Source organism: Rhizobium binae (genome assembly GCF_017357225.1).
Classification (GTDB): Bacteria; Pseudomonadota; Alphaproteobacteria; order Rhizobiales; family Rhizobiaceae; genus Rhizobium; species Rhizobium binae.
In genome coordinates this window covers 3,057,755-3,077,046 of sequence record NZ_CP071604.1, presented here as the reverse complement: position 1 = coordinate 3,077,046, position 19,292 = coordinate 3,057,755, and the positions used below count along the sequence as shown (strand labels likewise).

Here is a 19,292-nt window from a genome sequence, read left to right as displayed (position 1 = left end):
GCGGCACGAAACGAAGTTTCCCGCCCGGAGCAGCGCAGCATGGCACGTCAATTCATCTATCATATGTCCGGCCTCAACAAGGCCTATGGCAACAAGAAGATCCTGGAGAACATCCACCTTTCCTTCTACCCGGATGCCAAGATCGGCATCCTCGGGCCGAACGGCGCCGGTAAATCCACTGTGCTGCGCATCATTGCCGGCCAGGACAAGGAGTATACCGGCGAAGCCTGGCTGGCCGAGGGTGCCACCGTCGGCTATCTCGAGCAGGAGCCGCGTCTCGACCCGCACAAGACGGTGTTCGAAAACGTCATGGAAGGCGTTGCCCCGAAGACGGCGATCCTCGATCGCTACAACGAATTGATGATGAACTATTCCGACGAGACCGCGGAAGAGGGCGCCAAGCTCCAGGACATCATCGACAGCCAGAACCTCTGGGATCTGGAAAGCCAGGTCGAGATGGCGATGGAAGCCCTGCGCTGCCCGCCGCGCGACGCCGATGTCACCAGCCTGTCCGGCGGCGAGCGCCGCCGCATCGCGCTCTGCCGCCTGCTGCTTTCGCAGCCGGATCTGCTGTTGCTCGACGAACCGACCAACCATCTCGACGCCGAAACCATCGCCTGGCTCGAAAAGCATCTGCGCGACTATCCAGGCGCGGTGATGATGATCACCCACGATCGCTACTTCCTCGACAACGTCACCGGATGGATACTCGAACTCGATCGCGGTCGCGGCATCCCTTACGAAGGCAATTATTCCGCCTATCTGCAGGCGAAGGCCAAGCGCATGGAGCAGGAGGGGCGCGAGGAGGCCTCGCGCCAGAAGGCCATCAGCCGCGAACGGGAATGGATCGCGTCCAGCCCGAAGGCCCGTCAGGCCAAGTCAAAGGCGCGTATCAAGTCCTACGAGCAGTTGGTGGACGCAGCCGAGAAGCAGCGTCCCGGCGACGCGCAGATCATCATCCCCGTCAGCGAGCGCCTCGGCCAGGTGGTCATCGAGATGGAGGGCATCACCAAGGGCTTCGAGGGCCGCACGCTGATCAACGACCTGTCGATCAAACTGCCGCCGGGTGGCATCGTCGGCGTCATCGGCCCGAACGGCGCCGGCAAGACGACGCTGTTCAGGATGATCACCGGCCAGGAAAAGCCTGACAGCGGCTCGATCCGCATCGGCGAGACCGTGCATCTCGGTTACGTCGACCAGAGCCGCGACGCCCTTGCCGGCGACAAGACGGTCTGGGAGGAAATCTCCGGCGGCGCCGAAATCATCAAGCTCGGCAAGTTCGACATGAACTCCCGTGCCTATTGCGGCGCCTTCAACTTCAAGGGCGGCGATCAGCAGCAGAAGGTCGGCAATCTCTCCGGCGGCCAGCGCAACCGCGTTCACCTCGCCAAGATGCTGAAGGCCGGCGGCAACGTTCTGCTGCTCGACGAACCGACCAACGACCTCGACACGGAAACGCTGGGCGCGCTGGAAAACGCGCTGGAGAACTTCGCCGGCTGCGCCATCATCATCAGCCACGATCGCATGTTCCTCGACCGTCTGGCCACGCACATTCTCGCCTTCGAAGGCGAAGGCCATGTCGAATGGTTCGAAGGCAACTTCGAGGATTATGAAGAGGACAAGGTCCGTCGCCTCGGCCCCGATGCCCTCAACCCCGGCAGCCAGGCCCATAAGCGCCTGACGCGCTGATCGTCCTTTTTTTCGATCGAGAAAGCCCCGGTTCGGCCGGGGCTTTTTTTGTCCGGCGCTGTCGCAATTTGAGCAGGCAATTTCGCTGGGAAGGCGAATTGACGCTTGTCACCGCCGCTCAAATCACATAAAGATATCTTTATATCTTGATTGGGCCGAATATGAGTGAACCCTTGAAGCTTGGATTGGATGGGCTGGTGGACGTCTTGAAGGCGGCCGGCGAGCCGACGCGGCTGCGGCTTCTGGCGCTTCTCGACGCCGGCGACCTGACGGTGACCGATCTTACCGAAATTCTCGGCCAATCTCAGCCGCGAATTTCCCGCCACCTGAAGCTGCTCGGCGAGGCTGAACTGATCGAGCGCTATCAGGAGGGCGCCTGGGCCTATTTCCGCCTCAAGCAGGACGGCAAGGCGGCAATGCTCGTGCGGGCCTTGCTGAAGCATGTGTCCGAGAACGATCCGACCATCCTTCGTGACGGCGAGCGGCTGTCGGCAGTCAAACGCCAACGGGCGGAGCGGGCACAGGCCTATTTCAGCCGCAACGCGGCGGAATGGGACGAGCTTCGCCGCCTGCATGCGGCCGACGAGGAGGTCGATGCCGCCGTCATCCGGCTGCTCGGCAATCAGCCGATCGATTCGCTGCTCGATCTCGGCACCGGCACCGGCCGCATTCTCGAACTCCTGGCCGGGCTCTACCGCCGGGCGATCGGCGTCGATGCCAGCCGCGACATGCTGAGCGTGGCGCGCGCCAATCTCGACAAGTCCCGCATTACCAAGGCCACCGTGCGCCACGCCGATATTCTCAACCTGCCGTTCGAGGGACAGGATTTCGACGTGGTGACGATCCATCAGGTGCTGCATTTCTTCGACCAGCCGGAGATTGCCATCTCGGAAGCGGCGCGCATGCTGCGGCCGGGCGGACGGCTCGTGGTCATCGACCTTGCGCCGCACACGCTCGAATATCTCCGGGACGAGCATGCACATGTCCGTCTCGGCTTTTCGCACCAGGCGATGTCCGACTGGCTGCGTAAGTCCGGGCTCGATGTCGAGCAGGTCGTCGATCTTCATCCGGGTCAGCAGAGCGGGCAGGGGCTGACGGTTACCGTCTGGCTCGCGCGTGATCCGAGGCGCCTCATGGCTTCGCAGACGAGCGAAAGCGCCGAACCTACATTTGCCGGGAGAGTATAAAATGGCTTTGAAAAACGAAGCGCAGGCGCGCAGCATCGGGATCTCATTCGAATTCTTCCCGCCGAAATCGGAAGAGATGGAAGGCCAGCTCTGGAATACAGTCAGCGAGTTGCAGGACTGGGATCCGGATTTCGTCTCGGTGACCTATGGCGCCGGCGGCACCACCAAGGCGCCGACGCTGACCGCCGTCACGCGCTTCCTGTCGCAGACGCCGCTTGCCACCGCTTCGCATCTGACCTGCGTCGGCGCGACGAAGGAAGAGACGCATCATATGATCGAGACCTTCCGCAAGGTCGGCGTGACGCATTTCGTGGCGCTGCGCGGCGATGCGCCCGGAGGCGCCGGCGCGCCCTATCAGCCGCATCCCGGCGGCTACGCCAATGCGGCGGAGCTCGTGGCCGGCCTCAAGGCGATCGGCGATTTCGAAATTTCAGTCTCTGCCTATCCGGAAAAGCATCCGGAGAGCCGCGACACAGCTGCCGATATCGACATGCTGAAGCGCAAGGCCGACAACGGCGCCGACCGGGCGCTGACACAGTTCTTCTTCGACAACGACAATTTCGAGCGCTATCTGGAGCGGGTTCGCCGGGCCGGCATCGCGATCCCGATCGTGCCCGGCATCATGCCGATCCAGAACCTGACGCAGCTGAAGCGTTTCGCCGGCGCCTGCGGTGCGGTTATCCCGAGCTTTCTTGACGAGCGTTTCGCGGGCTTTGACGACAAGCCCGAAGAGCGGGCGAAGGTGGCAGCCGATGTTGCCGCCGAGCAGATCGAAGATCTCGTCCGGCGCGGCATTCGCGATTTCCATCTCTATACGATGAACCGTTCGCCGCTGGTTTCCGCCGTGCTCGACAATCTCGGCCTTTCCCGCCGACCGGCAAAAAGCGCCGGCGCGGCTGCCTGATCTTCCGCGTCCGACAAAGTGAAAAGCGCATGTCGGGCGGGACATGCGCTTTTTCATTGGCGGATTGATCAGGGGAGTTCAGGTACTACCAGTCGTCACACCCCCAGCCGGCCAGCTCAGATAAAGAGCATGGACAGGACGAAGGCAAACGCTGCACTGACCAACAGAACATTCAAGGATTGCGTGAGTCCCATGTCTGTCTCCTCGCGTTAACCTGCCGATAATATGTCGGAAATGTGTCGGTTGGAAAGCGGAATCTATGCTGCATCGCCGAACGGGGTGGTGGATAGGTCGAACACTCATCCCGCAAACTGCTGAAATTAAACGCCTATTCCCGACAAAATCGTATTCACAGAATTTAACATGCGGTTAAATCGGGCGATTGCCGATTTACCTATGCGCCTGAATCATGGCGGACAGCCAAGCGGTTGAAATGATGCGGGATTTGCAACCATTCTTCACGTCGTCCTCGCCAGGAGGCGATAGGCACGGCCATCGAGAATGACAAGGCCGAAACCGATCAGCGCCATGCCGGCGAACTCGGCAAGTGCCAGCCGCTCTCCGAGGAAGAGCACGCCGAGAAGGATGGCGCTCGGCGGCACCAGCAGGGTGACGAGTGAGGCGTTGGTGGCGCCGGCCGCCGCCATGATCCGAAAATAGAGAATATAGGCGAAGGCGGTCGACACCAGCGCCAGCGCCAGCACGGCGGCGGCGATATCGAGCGACGGCAAGGGGAGCGTCCAGGGGCGATCCGCCAAGAGCGACAGCGGCAGGGTGATCACCGAGGAGGCGGTCAGCTGACCGGCGGCGGTGATGGGGGCCGGAATAGTCTTGAACTGCTTGCCGTAGGTGGCCGCGAACCCATAGGAGACGGCTGCAAGTACCGGAAGCAGCAGCGCCCAGAGCGGCGCTTCGCCACCGGCCGACAGGCCGGGGCCGATCAGCACGATCGTTCCGGCCAGGCCGACGAGGCAGCCGGCAATCTTGGCGGATGACAGCTTCTCGTCGGACGTGGCGTAGTTGGCGATCAGCACGGTCCAAATCGGCGTCGTCGCATTCAGGATCGCCGCAAGGCCGGCGCCGATGCGAGTCTGGCCGAAGAAGATCAGAGCGTGCGGCAGGGCATTGTTGATAAGCCCGAGGATCAGGAATTCGCGCCAGCGGGCTTCCAGGATCGAATAGATCCCGAAACGGCCGGCGATATAGATATGCAGCGCCAACGCGGCCAGCAGCAGCCGGAGGAAGACAAGGGTCAGCGGCGGGACATGCTGGACGGCAATGCGGGCAAAGAAGAAAGAGCCGCCCCAGATGAAACCGAGCAGGAGCAGCAAGCTCCAGGTCCAGGCATTCATTCTGTTGTCCATGCCGCCGTCCTCCATCCCAAGCCGTACCGCCGCCGCTTCGTCGAAACCCGACAGCGGATCCTCGGCATCATGCTTTAACGTCGATGGCGCACGGCGCCACCCGTTTCTTGCGAAACGAGCGACTGAGCGGCGGCGGCGCTCAGAGGGCGTTGAGAAGCGCCGGCGTCGCCCAGCCGTCGGCCGGTATGCCGAGCCGCTGCTGCTCCTTCTGGATGGCGATACGCGTGCCGGAGCCGAGGATGCCGTCGATCTCGCCGACATCGTGGCCGAGCGACTGCAGCTTCGTCTGCAGCGTCTTCATCTGGTCGTTGGCGAGACCCGGTTCCGGCGCGCCCTTGAGGTAGGTCGGGGCGCCGGATAGGCGGGTCGCGAAATAGGCGGCCGAGGTGGTGTAGATGAACGACTTGTTCCACTCGAGATAGATCTTGAAATTCGGATAGGCGATGAAGGCCGGCCCCATGCGCCCCTGCGGCAGTACGAGGTCGCCTTCGAGATCACCGAAGCCGGTGTTGCCGTCGCGTGGCTTGACGCCGAGCGCGAACCATTCGCCGGCCTTCATGGTGCCGCCGAGGCCGGACTTCTCCCAGGGCAGGCTATCGGGCACGGTGACTTCCTGCAGCCAGGGCTGGCCGCGCTCGAAGCCGAGGTGCTGGATGAATTTCGCCGCCGTCAGGATGGCGTCCGGGCCGCTCTGCTTCAGGCGGATATGGCCGTCGCCGTCGCCATCCATGCCATAGGCGATGATGTCGCGCGGCAGCATCTGCACCTGGCCGATTTCGCCAGCCCAGGCGCCGGTGTTGGTGGCAGGGTCGAGGTCGCCGTGCTGGACCATCTCGATGAGTGCGATCAGCTGCGGGCGGAAGAGCTCCGGGCGGCGGCAATCGTGTGACAGCGTCACCAGTGCGTTGCGGGTGTTGAAGTCGCCCTGGACGGCGCCGAAATCGGTTTCCATCGCCCAGAAGGCGGTGATGACGCCGGAGGGAACGCCGAATTCCTGCTCGGCGCGGGCAAAGACGTCGGCATATTGCTTCATCTTCTGGCGGCCGATGTCGAGGCGGGCCTGGCTGACAGTACGCTGGGAAAATTCAAGGAAGGTCTGTTTGAAGACGCCCTGGGCGCGATCGCGGCTCAGCACTTTGGGATCGATCTCGGCGCCGGCAAGCGCCTGGTCGGCCGCTGCGGCACTCGCGCCTGCGGCAATCGCATCGGCCTTGACGCCTTCGAGGAAGGAGGAGAGGTCGCCGCCGCAAGGCGCTGCCGGGGCTTCCGGGGCTGCGGCCGGCGCCTGCTGGGCGGCGGCGCCGCCGGCAAGGGCGAGGGCAAACAGGAGGGCGAGTGCAGAGCGGCTTGTGAGCGAGCGGTGCATGAATGCGGTCCTTATATCAAACGGATGTCCGTCGCTTTCCCAGAGGAATGTGACGGAAGCAAGAAACATTGCAAGACGTTACTAAGAATTTCTATCCTTGGAAACGGCGGCGACCCAATTGTTCCAGTTCGTTGTACTGCCGGCAAAGACGTTGATATCGGTCGGTCCCTTGATGCCGGGAATGACGCCCGTCGAGGTATATTGCCAGAAAGCCCAGCGGCGGTCGGAATAGGTCACCTCGGGATGCTTCGCCACCGAGCGGACCCAGAAGTGATAATCCTGGAAATAACCGGCGAGATTGTCGCGGTGGAAATCGACCGAGGTGTAGATGATCGGGCGCTTGCCGTAATAGGCCTCGAGCCGGTCCATGAAGCGCTGCATTTCGGCGCGCACCGTTTGCGGGTCGGGACGGTAGCGGCAGGTTTTCGATTCGGCGTTCCATTCGACGTCGAGCACCGGCGGCAGGCGCATCGCCTCCTTCGGCACGTTGCTGATGAACCAGTCAGCCTGCTGATCGGCCGAGGAGCAGAAATAGTAGAAATGATAGGGGGCGTGCGGGATGCCGGCGGCGCGGGCCTCGCGCCAATATTCGTCGAAGCGGGGATCGACCCTGTCCTTGCCCTCCGTCGCCTTGATGAAGGCAAAGGCGACGCCGGAGTTCTTCACCGTCGCCCAGTCGATATCGCCTTGCCACTTGGAGATGTCGATGCCGTGAATGGCGTTCTGTTGCGGATGCTTCGCTCCGAAATCCTGCGGATCGGTGTCCTGGAAGCGCGTCTTCGGCTTGATTGAAGCGGTTTCAAGATAGTCGTGGCCGGAAGAGGAGCAGCCTGCCAGGAGGATGGCCAGAGGCACAACGCAAAACAAAAGCCGGCGCATGGGTATCCCGTCGTGAACCGAATGATCTCTTTGCCCCACAGCCTGGCCTTCGAAAAAGACGAGTCCCGCAGAGGGAATAACCCTCTTTTCACCATATCAACGTAAAAAATCGGTTAGTTTCAAGCGAATTATGAGCGCCTGCTGATAATAGCCGCCCGCCAGGCATAACCGCCGCCGACGGTTTCGAATGACAATCGCGCATTGTGCTCCTCTGCCTGCGCTTCCAGAACCTCCCGCAGATCCGGCCGCGGCGTGACATGGAACTTCGCAAGCCAGGCCTGCAATATCCGCCGGAACCAGCGCGGCAGGCCTTCCTGCTGGCCGAAATCGACGATATGCAGCTGGCCGCCGGGATTGAGCGCGGCGATCGACGCGTCGACGGCGCGCTCCCAGTCCGGGATCATCGACAGGGCATAGGAGATCAGGATGCGGTCGAAACCGCTGACGCCGAATTCGCGCGGCGTAAAGGCTGTGGCGTCGGCGACGCGGAATTCCGGGATCGTCGCCTTGGTGGCGAAGGTCTTGCGCGCAGAAATCAGCATTTCCTGGGAAATGTCGAGGCCGAACAGCTTGGCGGTCGAGAAATGGCGATGGGCGAAGGCCATGTTGCGACCGGTGCCGCAGCCGACTTCGAGCAGGGTGCCGCCCTCGGGCACATCGAGATTGCGGATGGTGCTGTCGCGGCCGAGAAGGTAATATTTGCGCGTCAGGTCGTAGATATGGCGCTGGTAGCGATACATGCCATCCATGAGGCTGGCATGTTCGTCGCTCATTCCCGCCGTGTCGGTGCCGACCTTGCTCACGCCTTCTTCCCATAGATATGGAAACCGCCATAGATCGCCGATCGATCGAGCGCCGTCAGCTCCCGCGACTTGTCCTCGAAATAATCCCACTGGTCGCGAATGGACGAAGACAGGCGGCCTTCGATGATGCTCTTTTCGGCGGCGGTGCGGAAGATCACCCGGGCGCCGTCGCGCGCCGTGCGGGTGATTTCCCGCCAGACGTCGTTCAACTGTTCATCCGTCATCCAATCCTGCGCGTCGAGCAGGATGTAGCGGTCGCGCGAGGCGGCCGGCTCACGGGCAAGAAGCTCGGTGAAGCTCGCGTGGTGAACGTTGACGCGATCGACATTGGCGCGGATCACCTCATAATGCTCCGGCTTCAGATAGGTCGGCAGCGGACCTTCCTCTTCAGTGCCGTAGCGGCGGCCAAAGGCCTGCCAGGCGAAATAGTTGTCGCGCATCGGGAAGTGACAGGCGAGCTTTTCCAGGCGGTGCTTCAGCACCGGCGCGATCGAATGATCGGCGGCAAGGCTTGCGAGTTCGTCATATTGCTGCGGCGGAATGCCGAGGCCGAAGAGCGAGCTCTTGCGGCCGGTGATCCAGCGAATGACCGGCTTTTCGAAAAGCGGCGCGATCTGCTCGTCGAAGAACTGGCGCTGCTCGCGGATCGAGCGGGTCTTGGTCATCTCGCGCAGCTTGACGCCATGCAGGCGGGCAAGAAGGTGCGCTGCGCCGATGAAACGACCGAGCAGGCCGGTTTCGTAGATGTTGCGGTCGAAGACGGTGACGCGGCGGCGTCCGAACTTGCGGCCGTTCCAGTAGCTGCGGGTCGCGTCGTCGAGATTGGCGGCGAGATACTGGTCGAAGGCGCGGCTGTTCGACTTCTCGTTCGGCATCGCCAGGAACCGCACGAGATCGGCATGATCGGGCAGATGCTTGAAGGCGGAAAGCTTGAGGCGGTTCAGCGCAATATGGTGCGGGTTTAGATCGACGACGTCGATCGAGGCCGGTGCCTTGGAGAGATAGGCGAGCATGTTGCAGCCGCCGGAGCCGATGGTGACGATGCGATGGTTGGGCTTCAGCTCCATCGCCTGCATGTCGAGATCCGGATCCTCCCAGATCTGCGGGTAGACGAGGCCGGAGAAGAGAAGGCCGAAGAGGCGCTCGGAAAAACCTTCCTTCGAAAAAGCCTTGTGGCGGAGAAGGGCGTCCTTGAGTTTCCGGTTCTTGCGGAAGCCGGCATCCGGTGCAAATTCTGACATGAGTCTGTCACCTTTTTCGCGTTCAGGGCGTGTAGCGCGCCACTGCTACAGTTTGATGACGCGGGCTGTGGGCGCCGTTCTCGGAAGGCTCCGGCATCAATGAAGAGTGATCGGAATGGTGCGCCTTCTTCGCGCCAGCCCCTTTCCGGCAGGCGCGATTCCTGCTTCTCTCCCGGCATGGAGGAATGCCATGCGATTTGTGCTGCGTGTCTTGAAGGCGCTTGCTCTCGTTGTGGTTCTCATCATCGCCGCCGGGACCGGCTGGCTCTTCGCCTGGCCGCCGGAGCTTTTGCGCGTCGGAGACGGCTACGCCGCCAAGATCGTCTGCTCCAATGTCTTCGTCGCCGGCCGGGATGCCGAGGATGTGCTGCGTGACGACGTCCAGGCGCCGGGAAATCCGCTGCTGAGGCTGGTGCGCGTCAGTGTCGAGCGCGACAGCGGCCGAGTGACGGCGCGCTTCATGGGGCTGTTTGCATCGAGTTATGCGCTCTATCGTGGCGCTCTCGGCTGCACCAGTGTGCCGGACGGCAATTTCGAGGCGGCGATTGACGCGGTGCCGTTCGATGCGCCGGCCAAGATGCAGGCGAATGACGCGGTGTGGCCGCAAGGCGAGGGCAGCGGCAATCAACCGGACGGCAAGATCACGACGGTGCTGGCCGATTCCCGATTTGCCGGCCCGGCCATGCGGGCGATCGTTGTGGTGCGCAACGGCCGTATCGTCGCCGAAGCCTATGGTCCCGGATTTTCGTCGAAGACGCCGCTGATCGGCTGGTCGATGACGAAGACGGTGAACGCGGCCATCCTCGGCCGGTTGATGCTCGACGGCAAGGTCTCCTTCGACGACGATCACTTGATGCCACAGTGGAAGGACGATCCGCGTGCCAGGATCAAGGTTTCCGACCTGCTCGGCATGGAGAGCGGCCTTGCCTTCAATGAGGACTACGGCAGCGTCGCAGATGTGACGCGCATGCTCTATCTCGATCCTGACATGGTGTCGCTGCCGGCCAATGCGCCGATGGAGGCGGCACCCGGCCAGCGGTTCCGCTATTCGAGCGGCACGGCGGCGCTCTTGTCACGCATCTGGATGGACAGGGTCGGCAATGCGCAGGCAGCCTTTTCCTATCCGCATGACGCGCTCTTCTCCCCGCTCGGCATGACCAGCGCCGTCTTCGAACTCGACGCGCGCGGCACCTTTGCCGGAAGCTCCTATCTCTATGCGACTGCGCATGACTGGGCGCGTTTCGGGCAATTCCTGCTGCAGGATGGCGTCTGGAATGGCCGGCGGCTGTTGCCGGAGGGTTTCGTCGGCGCCATGCGCACGCCGACGACAGCGTCGAACGGCCGGTATACGCAAGGCCAGGCGTGGCTCGCTCCCGGTGGCTCGAATGCTGCATTCGGGCTGCCGGAGGATACGTTCTGGCTGACGGGACATGACGGGCAGAGCATGGCGATCGTGCCGTCCGCCAATCTGGTCGTCGTCCGGCTCGGCCTGACGCCGGGCTGGCTCGGTTATCAGCCGCAGACGCTTCTCAAGGCAGTCCTGGCAGCGTCGCCGCAACCGGGCGGGCCGCAGCAGCAGGCCGGATCAGCGCGGTAGGTCCCGCCGCAGCCTTAAGCGCAAGCATCGAAGCCGTTTCTGTGGTGGTGGTCAGTAATTGCCCTGCGCGATGTCATTCATGCCCTTGCGCTTGGCGTCATAATAATAGCCCCGCGCATAGAGGCGGACGGCATCATCTTCCTTGTTGTCGGAGACGAGCCAGGCGCCACGCAGATATTTCGCGGCATATTTGATGTTGGTCTCGGCATCGAAGAGACCGCCCGGCGCACCGTCATAGCCCATCGATTTGGCAGTATTGTACTTGATCTGCATGAGGCCAAAATAGCCGCGCTTGTTGTAGGCCTTCGGATTGTAGCGGCTCTCGCGATGGACGATGCGGTGGAGCAGCGTCTCGGGAATCTCGTAAATCTTCGAATATTTCTGGATGAGCTTGGTGACGAAACTCTTCTCGACGGTCGGCGCATCGTCCTTGTCGTCGTCGCTGAACATCGGGGGAGCCGTCGGGGGATCGATCGGCCCGGATTCGTCGAAGCCGTAATCCATGCTGTAACGCGGCGTCGTGTCGACTGCCGCAAGTGCTGCAAGCGCATTGTTCTGCGGCGTCGCGGCAAAGGCAAGCTGCGTTGCCGGCTGCGCCGGTGTGCCAGGGCGCGGCGTCGGCACGACGGACTGAATGGCCGTCATCTCGGGCGTCAGCGGGATCTGTGCATAGGCTGCCGGCTGTATGCCCGCCTGCATGGCAAGATCGGCGGGCTGAGACGCCGCAACCGTCGGCATTGCCGTTGCGGTCAAAGAGGGGGCTGTCTGCGTTTGCGGAAGCATGGCACCTGCGACCGCCTGGCCAGCTGCGCCTTCGGCCGTCGGGACCGCGGCCAGTGTTGCGTCTTCGCCGGGCTTGGGTATCGGCACGACGGTCTGAGCGGCTGTCAGTTCGGCCTGAGAGGTGTATTCGACGCTCGCGCAGCCGGTCATCACGCCGCAGCAGAGCACCATAGAAACGACAAGACTGCGTTTCAGGCCGGACAATCCGATCGCTACCATTCCGTCACTTTCGTGAATCGCGCCGCCCCGGCAGCGTTATAAAAGTTACTAAAAAGCTTAAACCCTGCCGACCCCATTAACGTATTCGTGGCATTCCGGCAACCACGGAATATTTTACGCCGCAATACGGCGATAGCCGGCCGTTACGGCGCCTGCAGCGATCAGCAGCGTGCCGCCCGTGCGGTTCACGGCGCGCTGGATGCTCGCCTTGCGAATCAGTCCGCGCGCAGAGTTGGCGAGAAATGCGTAAGTGGAAGCATTGAGGATCGCCAGCACAAGGAAGGTCGCTTCCATGATCGCCATCTGCCCGAAGAAGGGGAGGGCCGGGTTGAGGAACTGCGGCACGAAGGCGACAAAAAAGACGATGCTCTTCGGATTGAGGGCGGTGACGACGTAGGCGTGGAGGAAAATCTTGAGCGATTTTTCCTCCGGCAGATTGTCGTTGTCGGCAACCGGCTCACCGATGACGGGAGCCCGCCAGAGCTTGATTCCGAGCCATATCAGATAGGCGCCGCCGATCCACTTGAGGATCGTGAAAAGAGCGGCAGAGGTGGCGAGGACGGCGCCGAGACCGAAGAGCGAGGCCGTCATCGCGGTGAAGTCGCCGAGCGCCACGCCGCTTACCGTCGCAAACGCCGTCCTGCGCCCATGGCCAAGCGCATATGAGACGACGAGCAGTATCGTCGGTCCCGGTATGGCCAACATAATGGCGGATGCGGCTGCAAAAGCGAGCCAGGCTTCAAACGACATGGTGTCTCCTCCCATTCCTCAGGAACAAGCAAAGACACCATATTAACCATCCGTCAATCATGCTTCTTTGTATTTCTGGCCTATATTGGCCATGACTTCGGCAAACCATGCCGCCGAGAGGTCAAAAGCCTTTCCGCCCTTGATCCGCGGGAATTCTATAGTGCGCAATTTACCATTCTGCGATTCATCATGGCCGGTGACGCCGGACACTTTATTGAGGGCGCTTTCGACGGCGAGATCGACCATGCTCTGGATCAGCCTCAGGTCGTCGCCGTTTGCCGGCGCCGAGCGGGCAAAATAACCCGATTTCTGCACGAGGGAACGCTCGGCATTCAGCAGGCTGGCGAACTGCTTCTGGAACCATGCGCCGACGTTGATCGTGTCGATTTTCACATGGCCGAAGGCATCACGTTTGACGGTCTCGCCGGCGGCTTCGCGCTCGGCGACGATGGCGTCGAGGCAAGCGCCTTCCGACACGAAGACTGTGGCATGGCCGGTGCGATCCATGACTTCCTTCAGTCGGGCGGCCTCGGCATCGAGATCGAACGCCATTTCGGGCAAATAGACCGCGTCGATACCCTTCAGCTGCGCATCCATCATCAGGCCGTCGACATATTGATTGCGGCTGGTGCGCTGGAGATAGGCCCGGGCGGTGGCGGCCGTCAGCCAACCGCAATGGCGTCCCATGACCTCATGGATGACGAGTGTGCGGGGGGCGGCGGTCTGCTCGTTTCCGACATTGTCGAAGAAATGGGCGCCGACTTCGGCGGCGGTCCAGGCGCCGAGCGACTGGCGGATCGGCACGACGTCGTTGTCGACCGTCTTCGGCAAGCCGACGACGGTCAGATCGTAGCCGTTGGCGGCGAGGTAGGCAGCAAGGTCGGCGGCGGTGGTGTTGGTGTCGTCGCCGCCGATCGTGTGGAGAATGGTGATGCCGTCATCGGCAAGGCGTTCGGCGGCGATCCTCAGCGGGTTCTCGCCTTCCTTGACGAGGCCGCGCTTGACGCAGTCGGCGGCATTGGTGAGCTTGACGCGGCTGTTTCCGATCGGCGAGCCGCCGTAACGGTGCAGCAGCGGCGCCTTTTCCCGCATCTGACGGTTAATTTCGATGCTGTCGCCGAGCAGTACGCCCTGGTAGCCGGACTTGTAGGCGACGATATCGAGCTCGGGCGCAACGTCGCTATAGCGTTCGATGAGGCCGCCGACGGCGGAGGAAAGACAGGGTGCGAGGCCTCCGGCGGTCAGCATTGCAACTTTTTGCTTGGCCATGATTCCTCCTATGGCGTTTCGCGGCGGCGCTGGCTAAGGCGTATCGCATCGAACTTAGTTTATGCGATACGTTTGTCCGTTGATTGTGCATGCCGTGTCCCAGTGCCGCCGTAGAGTTCCGGGCGACATGCATCAGCGCATGGATGCGGCAGGGAAAGGGGCCTGTAAAGTAAAGAATTTACCAAAAACGCCGCCTTTTCACGCTTTGCGGCCGGAACAGCTGATATAATCGTTTCAAGCACGAGACACGGACCGAGAACTGTTGTGGAAATTTCGGCGCGCGTTGCGAGCCAGGTGAGACCGGTGGGAGGGGCACGTCCCTCATCGAAGGGGTGAATCGTTTGCTGCGGTGCGACAATTACCAAATCGTGAAAACTGTGTTCGCGCCTACGACCAATCGTCGCCTTGCAAAGGCTACGATTCTTTGGTCAAGCTATTTGCCTATAGGTTGACAAGTACGCGAGATTTTCGATGTCCTTCTGGGAAAAACTGGTGAATGCCATTGGCAATACTGCGGGCAATGCACTGTCCGCGGTGGTCGAGGCCATCCGCACGGTTTTCGAAGGCGATCCCGAGACACGGCGAAAGGTCGCTTTCTCGGTGGCGATCATCGCCCTTTCGGCGAAGATGGCCAAGGCCGATGGCATCGTCAGCGAGAAGGAGGTCGAGGCTTTCCGGGAAATCTTCGAGTTTCCGCAGGATCAGGCGAAGAACGTCGCCAGACTTTACAATCTCGCGCGTCAGGATGTCGCCGGCTATGAGGCCTATGCCGAACGTCTGTCGACGCTTTGCATGACCTGTGCAGCCAATTGCACGGTGCTGGAAGACGTGCTCGACGGCCTCTTCCATATCGCCAAGGCCGACGGGCTGATTCATGAGAAGGAATTGAATTTCCTGCGTCACATCGGCGAGATCTTCCAGATGAGCGAGACCCGCTTCGAGCAGATCGCCGCTCGCCATGTCTCGTCCGGTGGCGATCCCTACAAGGTGCTCGGCGTGTCGCCTTCCGACGATTTTCCGACGATCCGCCGCCGTTACCGCGGCCTCGTCAGCGAACATCATCCCGATCGACTGATCTCGCGCGGCGTGCCGAAGGAATTCCACGTGATTGCCAACGAGCGCATGGCGGCACTCAACGCAGCCTATGCGGCAATCGAGAAGGAACGCCGCGCAGCATGACCTCCTTCGAGGCGGATTACGCGGGAGCTTGCGTGCGCCCGTCGCCCAATCACGGGGAGCGGGCGGACGGGCGTCTCCCGGATATGATCTTGCTGCACTATACCGGCATGCCAACGCCGGATGGCGCGCTCGATTGGCTCTGTCGCGCCGAAAGCCAGGTTTCCAGCCATTATTTCGTGCATGAGAGTGGCGAGGTAATTCAACTCGTACCGGAGGACCGGCGGGCGTGGCATGCCGGGAAGAGCAGCTGGCATGGCGAGAGCGACATCAATTCGCTGTCGATTGGCATTGAGATCGCCAATGCCGGCCATCCCGGGGGGCTTCCCGACTATCCGAAAGAGCAGATTGCCGCGGTAATCGAATTGTGTCGCGACTGTGTCAAACGTTGGTCGATCGCGCCCGAACGCGTGCTCGGGCATTCCGATGTCGCTCCGGTTCGCAAGGTCGATCCGGGCGAGAAATTTCCCTGGGCGACTCTCCATCACGCGGGTGTCGGGCATTGGGTTGAACCGGCGAAGATTACCGGCGGGCGATTCTTTCAACGAGGCGACGCCGGCCAGCCGGTTGAAGCGCTGCAGTCGATGCTGTCGCTCTATGGTTACCGCACTGAAATCACAGGTGAATTCTCCGAAAAGACGGCAGGAGACGTAGAGGCTTTCCAACGTCATTTCCGACCCGAACGGGTGGACGGCATCGCCGATTTCTCGACAATCGACACGCTGCACAGGCTGCTGTCGGCACTGCCGCGTTATTCCTGACCGCAGGAGCCGGATCTCCGGCCGCTTTTTTCGCAGTTGGCGAGAAATCCGCCGCGCCACATCATTTCCCTATTATCTCCTCATTGCGATGGTCTAAGGGCGCCCGCTGAACAGCGCTCACGGCTGTTTTGAAGTGTAACCGTGAGCGCAAAATGAAACGATAAGAATTGCTGCGGAACGCGATCAGTCCTTGGTTGCGTGTGACCGGATGACGGCGAGGCGCGCAGTCCTGCAATTCTTCGGGTCGGAGTGAAAAGACTATATGAATAAGATGATTGCTGGTGCTGCAGCATGCCTTGGCATGCTGCTGGCAGGGTATAACTTTGCCTTGGCTAATGATGATTGGGGCGTCAGGGCCGGAGCCGTTCCGCTGAAAACCGTCGATCGCCAGAGCGGCTATGCCATGCCTGATTTTTCAGCGACCATTCCCTATTCTGCGTTGATCAACAAATATGCGGCGGAATATGACGTGCCGGTCGCGCTTGCCCAGGCCGTCATACGCGTTGAAAGCAATTTCAATCCGAAAGCACGCGGCAGCGCCGGCGAAATCGGCCTCATGCAGATCAAGCCGGCGACGGCGCGAATGATGGGCTATTCGGGCACGAGGAAGGGCCTGTTCGATCCCGAGACCAATATCAAATACGGGATGAAATATCTGGCGGCTGCCCACCAGCTCGGCGGCGGGGAAACCTGCAACACCATTCTCAAATATAATGCCGGCCATGGCGCCAAGCGCATGAACCCAGTGTCGAAGACCTATTGCGGCAAGGTGCTGGCGATGATCGACTGAGCGTTGCCAGGCGCGTGCCGGATCAAATTTCCTTGCGGCAATTTGCGGTATGAATCGGCGCAGCTGCCGTGATATCCCACCTTCAAGCGAGGTGGGTCCACCTCGAGATGAGGTGAGTGAGGTATGTCAGTCGATTTCAGGTTCATCATTATCGGACGCGGCATGATGGGTGCCGCCGCGGCGCGGCATCTCTCCTCGATGACCGACGGTATTGCGCTGATCGGTCCGCGCGAGCCGACTGAGCGCAAATCGCATGACGGCGTCTTCGCCAGCCATTACGACGAGGCGCGCATCACCCGGACGTTCGACGGCAATCTGGCCTGGGGAAGTTTCGCCGCGCGCGCGCTCGACCGCTACCGTGCGATCGAGACAAGCAGCGGCATCTCCTTCTTTTCGGAAGTCGGCTGCCTGTTTACAGCCCCTGAGAAGAGCGAGCAGGATTACATCGATCGGGCGTTGACCGTCAGTCGGACGCTCGGCAGCGAGATTGAAAGCATCGCACCTTCGCAACTTCCGGGCCGTTTCCCCTTTCTTGCAGTCGATCCTGATTTTCGCGGCTATTTCGAGCGCAAGCGCGCCGGCCATATCAATCCGCGGGCGCTCGTACGCGCCCAGGCTAAGCTCGCGGAACAGGGTGGCGTTACGCTGATCGAGGCAACCGCGAGATCCGCGTGCGACGCCGGTGCCCATGTCGAGGTGACGGTCGACGGAAAGTGCTACTGTGCCGAGAAGGTGCTGGTGGCGGCTGGCGGCTTCAGCAATTTCCACGCGCTGCTGCCCCGTCCCGTCGACGCCAGAGTGATGGCGCGAACGGTCGTTTTCTATGAAATCGGTGAACGCGAGATGGCCATCTTCGGCGACATGCCGTCGATGATCGTGCTCGGCGACCGGGAAGAGGATCACATTTATATTCTGCCGCCGGTGCGTTATCCCGACGGCAAGATGTATCTGAAACTCGGCGGCGATACCGAGACGCTTTCCATCAATCGGCTGGAGGATGCCGGTGCGTGGTTCCGTTCAGACGGCAGCGCCGCCGAGCGCGATCATCTCTGCCGCATCGCCCTGCAACTGATGCCGGCGCTTGCCGGCTGCCCGGTCACATCAGGTCCGTGCGTGGCGAATTTCACGCCGACCGGTTATCCCTATGCCGGATTTACCCAGTCGCCACGCATCGCAGTTCTGACCGGTGGCAATTTCGTCGCCGCCAAATCCTCCGACGAACTCGGGCGGCTGGGCGCCGTACTTTTGACGGAAGGCGCGCTCAGTGAAGCGGATTTCGGCGGCGAACTGACGCCGGTCTTTGCCTAAAAGGAGCATGATGGCAGTCGATTTCAAATATATTGTCGTCGGCCGCGGTTTGATGGGTGCGGCAGCTGCGCGTCATTTGGCTCGCCAGACGGACGGCGTGGCCGTGATCGGGCCGGACGAGCCGGCCGATCGCAAGACGCATCAGGGCGTTTTTGCCAGCCACTACGACGAGGGGCGCATCACCCGCACCATCGATCCTGACCGCAACTGGGCGCTGCTCGCCAATCGCTCGATCGGACGCTACGGCGAGATCGCTCGCGACAGCGGCATCGATTTCTATAGAGAGGTCGGCTGCGTCGTCGTCACGCCTGACGGAAGCGACTATCTCGACAGAACCAAGCAGGCCGCCGTTTCGCTGGGAGTCGAAACCAGCCTTCTCAACGACGGAGAGTTGAAAGACGCCTTTCCCTTCTTCGCCTTTGCCGATGGCTGCGCCGGGATCTTCGAGGCGAAGGGGGCCGGACATATCAGCCCGCGCAAGCTGGTCAAGGCACAGTCGCTGCTGGCGGAAAAAGCCGGCGCCGCCGTCATCCGCGACCATGTTGTCTCGATCCGCGAGGAGGGTGGGGCGGCCGTTGTCATGACCGCCGGTGGCCTGGCCTATCGGGCTGAAAAGGTGCTGCTGGCCGCGGGAGGATTTTCCATTGCAGAGAATCTGTTGCCGCGTCCGGTTGAGATGACGGTTTATGGTCGGACGGTAATGCTTTTCGAAGTGAGCGAAGCCGATGCCATTCATCTTGCCGCCATGCCGTCGCTCATTCTCGATGTGCCCGGCATCCATATCTACCTGCTGCCGCCGATCCGTTATCCCGACGGCAAATCTATCTGAAGGTCGGCGGCGACCCAGACGATCTGGTGCTCGGCAACGAGGCGGAGATGCGCGCCTGGTTCAGGACCGAAGGGCGGGAGAGCGTGCGGGCGCATCTTCAACGCATCATCGCCGACCTTGCGCCCAATCTGACGCCGCTTTCGATTTCGACGGCCGCCTGCGTCGTGTCCTGTACGGAAAGCGGCTACCCGATGATCGGCTACACCTCGTCGCCTGCCATCGCAGTGCTGACGGGCTGCGCCGGCACGTCGGCCAAGAGTTCGGACGAGATCGGCAGGCTCGGGGCGGAGTTACTTTTGTCGGGCAGAATCAGCCAGCAGGGCTACTCCACGCATTTCACACCGCAATTTCGTTAGGCCTATCGTTTTCGGTGGCAA

At 61.6% G+C, this 19,292-nt stretch carries 16 protein-coding genes and 1 pseudogene; 9 read left to right on the top strand and 8 right to left on the bottom strand.

Features of this window, described 5'->3' with window-relative positions:
• Positions 1-39 precede the first annotated feature (39 nt).
• From ettA to metF, 3 genes are all read left to right on the top strand, one after another.
• Positions 40-1,689: an energy-dependent translational throttle protein EttA gene (ettA, locus tag J2J99_RS15135; protein ID WP_168296782.1), complete on the top strand. Its 1,650-nt coding sequence runs from the start codon at positions 40-42 to the stop codon at positions 1,687-1,689.
• Between the two features lie 161 nt (positions 1,690-1,850).
• Positions 1,851-2,876, top strand: coding sequence for an ArsR/SmtB family transcription factor (locus tag J2J99_RS15130; RefSeq protein ID WP_168296783.1), 1,026 nt, complete (start codon positions 1,851-1,853; stop codon positions 2,874-2,876).
• A gap of 1 nt (position 2,877) precedes the next feature.
• Complete coding sequence (gene metF, locus J2J99_RS15125) at positions 2,878-3,780, top strand: methylenetetrahydrofolate reductase [NAD(P)H] (protein ID WP_168296784.1); 903 nt, start codon at positions 2,878-2,880, stop codon at positions 3,778-3,780.
• 458 nt (positions 3,781-4,238) lie between these two features.
• Here the strand turns inward: metF and J2J99_RS15120 are convergent, their stop codons facing one another.
• The 5 genes from J2J99_RS15120 to J2J99_RS15100 all read right to left on the bottom strand — a co-directional run bounded on the left by J2J99_RS15120 (position 4,239) and on the right by J2J99_RS15100 (position 9,433).
• Positions 4,239-5,144: a DMT family transporter gene (locus tag J2J99_RS15120; protein ID WP_168296785.1), complete on the bottom strand. Its 906-nt coding sequence runs from the start codon at positions 5,142-5,144 to the stop codon at positions 4,239-4,241.
• Positions 5,145-5,283: 139 nt separating this feature from the next.
• On the bottom strand, positions 5,284-6,510 hold the full coding sequence (locus J2J99_RS15115) for a lytic murein transglycosylase (protein ID WP_168296786.1): 1,227 nt from the start codon (positions 6,508-6,510) through the stop codon (positions 5,284-5,286).
• Between the two features lie 81 nt (positions 6,511-6,591).
• Positions 6,592-7,389 (bottom strand): glycoside hydrolase family 25 protein, encoded by a 798-nt coding sequence (locus J2J99_RS15110; RefSeq protein WP_168296787.1) that lies wholly within the window; start codon positions 7,387-7,389, stop codon positions 6,592-6,594.
• A 128-nt stretch (positions 7,390-7,517) separates the two neighbouring features.
• Positions 7,518-8,192, bottom strand: coding sequence for a class I SAM-dependent methyltransferase (locus J2J99_RS15105; RefSeq protein WP_168296788.1), 675 nt, complete (start codon positions 8,190-8,192; stop codon positions 7,518-7,520).
• Positions 8,189-9,433, bottom strand: coding sequence for a BtaA family protein (locus tag J2J99_RS15100; protein ID WP_168296789.1), 1,245 nt, complete (start codon positions 9,431-9,433; stop codon positions 8,189-8,191). Before J2J99_RS15100 ends, J2J99_RS15105 begins: the two co-directional genes overlap by 4 nt.
• A gap of 190 nt (positions 9,434-9,623) precedes the next feature.
• Between J2J99_RS15100 and J2J99_RS15095 the strand changes: the two genes are divergently transcribed.
• Positions 9,624-11,030 carry a serine hydrolase domain-containing protein gene (locus J2J99_RS15095; protein WP_168296790.1) on the top strand — a complete coding sequence of 469 codons (1,407 nt, stop codon included), beginning with the start codon at positions 9,624-9,626 and terminating at the stop codon, positions 11,028-11,030.
• Between the two features lie 51 nt (positions 11,031-11,081).
• Here the strand turns inward: J2J99_RS15095 and J2J99_RS15090 are convergent, their stop codons facing one another.
• From J2J99_RS15090 to J2J99_RS15080, 3 genes are all read right to left on the bottom strand, one after another.
• Positions 11,082-12,032 carry a lytic transglycosylase domain-containing protein gene (locus J2J99_RS15090; RefSeq protein ID WP_168296791.1) on the bottom strand — a complete coding sequence of 317 codons (951 nt, stop codon included), beginning with the start codon at positions 12,030-12,032 and terminating at the stop codon, positions 11,082-11,084.
• Positions 12,033-12,146: 114 nt separating this feature from the next.
• The gene (locus tag J2J99_RS15085) at positions 12,147-12,782 is read right to left on the bottom strand and encodes a LysE family translocator (RefSeq protein ID WP_168296792.1); all 636 of its coding nucleotides are present in this window, start codon (positions 12,780-12,782) and stop codon (positions 12,147-12,149) included.
• 57 nt (positions 12,783-12,839) lie between these two features.
• A complete protein-coding gene (locus tag J2J99_RS15080) occupies positions 12,840-14,051 on the bottom strand; it encodes a pyrophosphate--fructose-6-phosphate 1-phosphotransferase (protein ID WP_168296793.1) in 1,212 nt (403 codons plus the stop codon).
• 471 nt (positions 14,052-14,522) lie between these two features.
• On the opposite strand from J2J99_RS15080, the gene J2J99_RS15075 reads away from it, so the two are divergent.
• The 5 genes and pseudogenes from J2J99_RS15075 to J2J99_RS15055 all read left to right on the top strand — a co-directional run bounded on the left by J2J99_RS15075 (position 14,523) and on the right by J2J99_RS15055 (position 19,271).
• Complete coding sequence (locus J2J99_RS15075; RefSeq protein ID WP_168296794.1) at positions 14,523-15,230, top strand: J domain-containing protein; 708 nt, start codon at positions 14,523-14,525, stop codon at positions 15,228-15,230.
• Positions 15,227-15,988, top strand: a complete 762-nt coding sequence (locus tag J2J99_RS15070) for an N-acetylmuramoyl-L-alanine amidase (RefSeq protein ID WP_168296795.1) — start codon at positions 15,227-15,229, stop codon at positions 15,986-15,988. The genes J2J99_RS15075 and J2J99_RS15070 overlap by 4 nt, the downstream gene beginning before the upstream one ends.
• 262 nt (positions 15,989-16,250) lie before the next feature.
• Positions 16,251-16,778, top strand: a complete 528-nt coding sequence (locus tag J2J99_RS15065; RefSeq protein WP_168296796.1) for a lytic transglycosylase domain-containing protein — start codon at positions 16,251-16,253, stop codon at positions 16,776-16,778.
• Positions 16,779-16,901: 123 nt separating this feature from the next.
• On the top strand, positions 16,902-18,086 hold the full coding sequence (locus J2J99_RS15060; protein WP_168296797.1) for an NAD(P)/FAD-dependent oxidoreductase: 1,185 nt from the start codon (positions 16,902-16,904) through the stop codon (positions 18,084-18,086).
• Between the two features lie 10 nt (positions 18,087-18,096).
• Positions 18,097-19,271: pseudogene (locus J2J99_RS15055) on the top strand (NAD(P)/FAD-dependent oxidoreductase).
• Positions 19,272-19,292: the final 21 nt, after the last annotated feature.

Coding starts and splice junctions, on each gene's coding strand:
- J2J99_RS15130 (WP_168296783.1), top strand. CDS start 1,851: ATGAGTGAACCCTTGAAGCTTGGATTGGATGGGCTGGTGGACGTCTTG.
- J2J99_RS15085 (WP_168296792.1), bottom strand. CDS start 12,782: ATGTCGTTTGAAGCCTGGCTCGCTTTTGCAGCCGCATCCGCCATTATG.
- J2J99_RS15075 (WP_168296794.1), top strand. CDS start 14,523: ATGTCCTTCTGGGAAAAACTGGTGAATGCCATTGGCAATACTGCGGGC.
- J2J99_RS15080 (WP_168296793.1), bottom strand. CDS start 14,051: ATGGCCAAGCAAAAAGTTGCAATGCTGACCGCCGGAGGCCTCGCACCC.
- J2J99_RS15110 (WP_168296787.1), bottom strand. CDS start 7,389: ATGCGCCGGCTTTTGTTTTGCGTTGTGCCTCTGGCCATCCTCCTGGCA.
- J2J99_RS15065 (WP_168296796.1), top strand. CDS start 16,251: ATGAATAAGATGATTGCTGGTGCTGCAGCATGCCTTGGCATGCTGCTG.
- J2J99_RS15115 (WP_168296786.1), bottom strand. CDS start 6,510: ATGCACCGCTCGCTCACAAGCCGCTCTGCACTCGCCCTCCTGTTTGCC.
- J2J99_RS15060 (WP_168296797.1), top strand. CDS start 16,902: ATGTCAGTCGATTTCAGGTTCATCATTATCGGACGCGGCATGATGGGT.
- J2J99_RS15100 (WP_168296789.1), bottom strand. CDS start 9,433: ATGTCAGAATTTGCACCGGATGCCGGCTTCCGCAAGAACCGGAAACTC.
- J2J99_RS15070 (WP_168296795.1), top strand. CDS start 15,227: ATGACCTCCTTCGAGGCGGATTACGCGGGAGCTTGCGTGCGCCCGTCG.
- metF (WP_168296784.1), top strand. CDS start 2,878: ATGGCTTTGAAAAACGAAGCGCAGGCGCGCAGCATCGGGATCTCATTC.
- J2J99_RS15095 (WP_168296790.1), top strand. CDS start 9,624: ATGCGATTTGTGCTGCGTGTCTTGAAGGCGCTTGCTCTCGTTGTGGTT.
- ettA (WP_168296782.1), top strand. CDS start 40: ATGGCACGTCAATTCATCTATCATATGTCCGGCCTCAACAAGGCCTAT.
- J2J99_RS15090 (WP_168296791.1), bottom strand. CDS start 12,032: ATGGTAGCGATCGGATTGTCCGGCCTGAAACGCAGTCTTGTCGTTTCT.
- J2J99_RS15120 (WP_168296785.1), bottom strand. CDS start 5,144: ATGGACAACAGAATGAATGCCTGGACCTGGAGCTTGCTGCTCCTGCTC.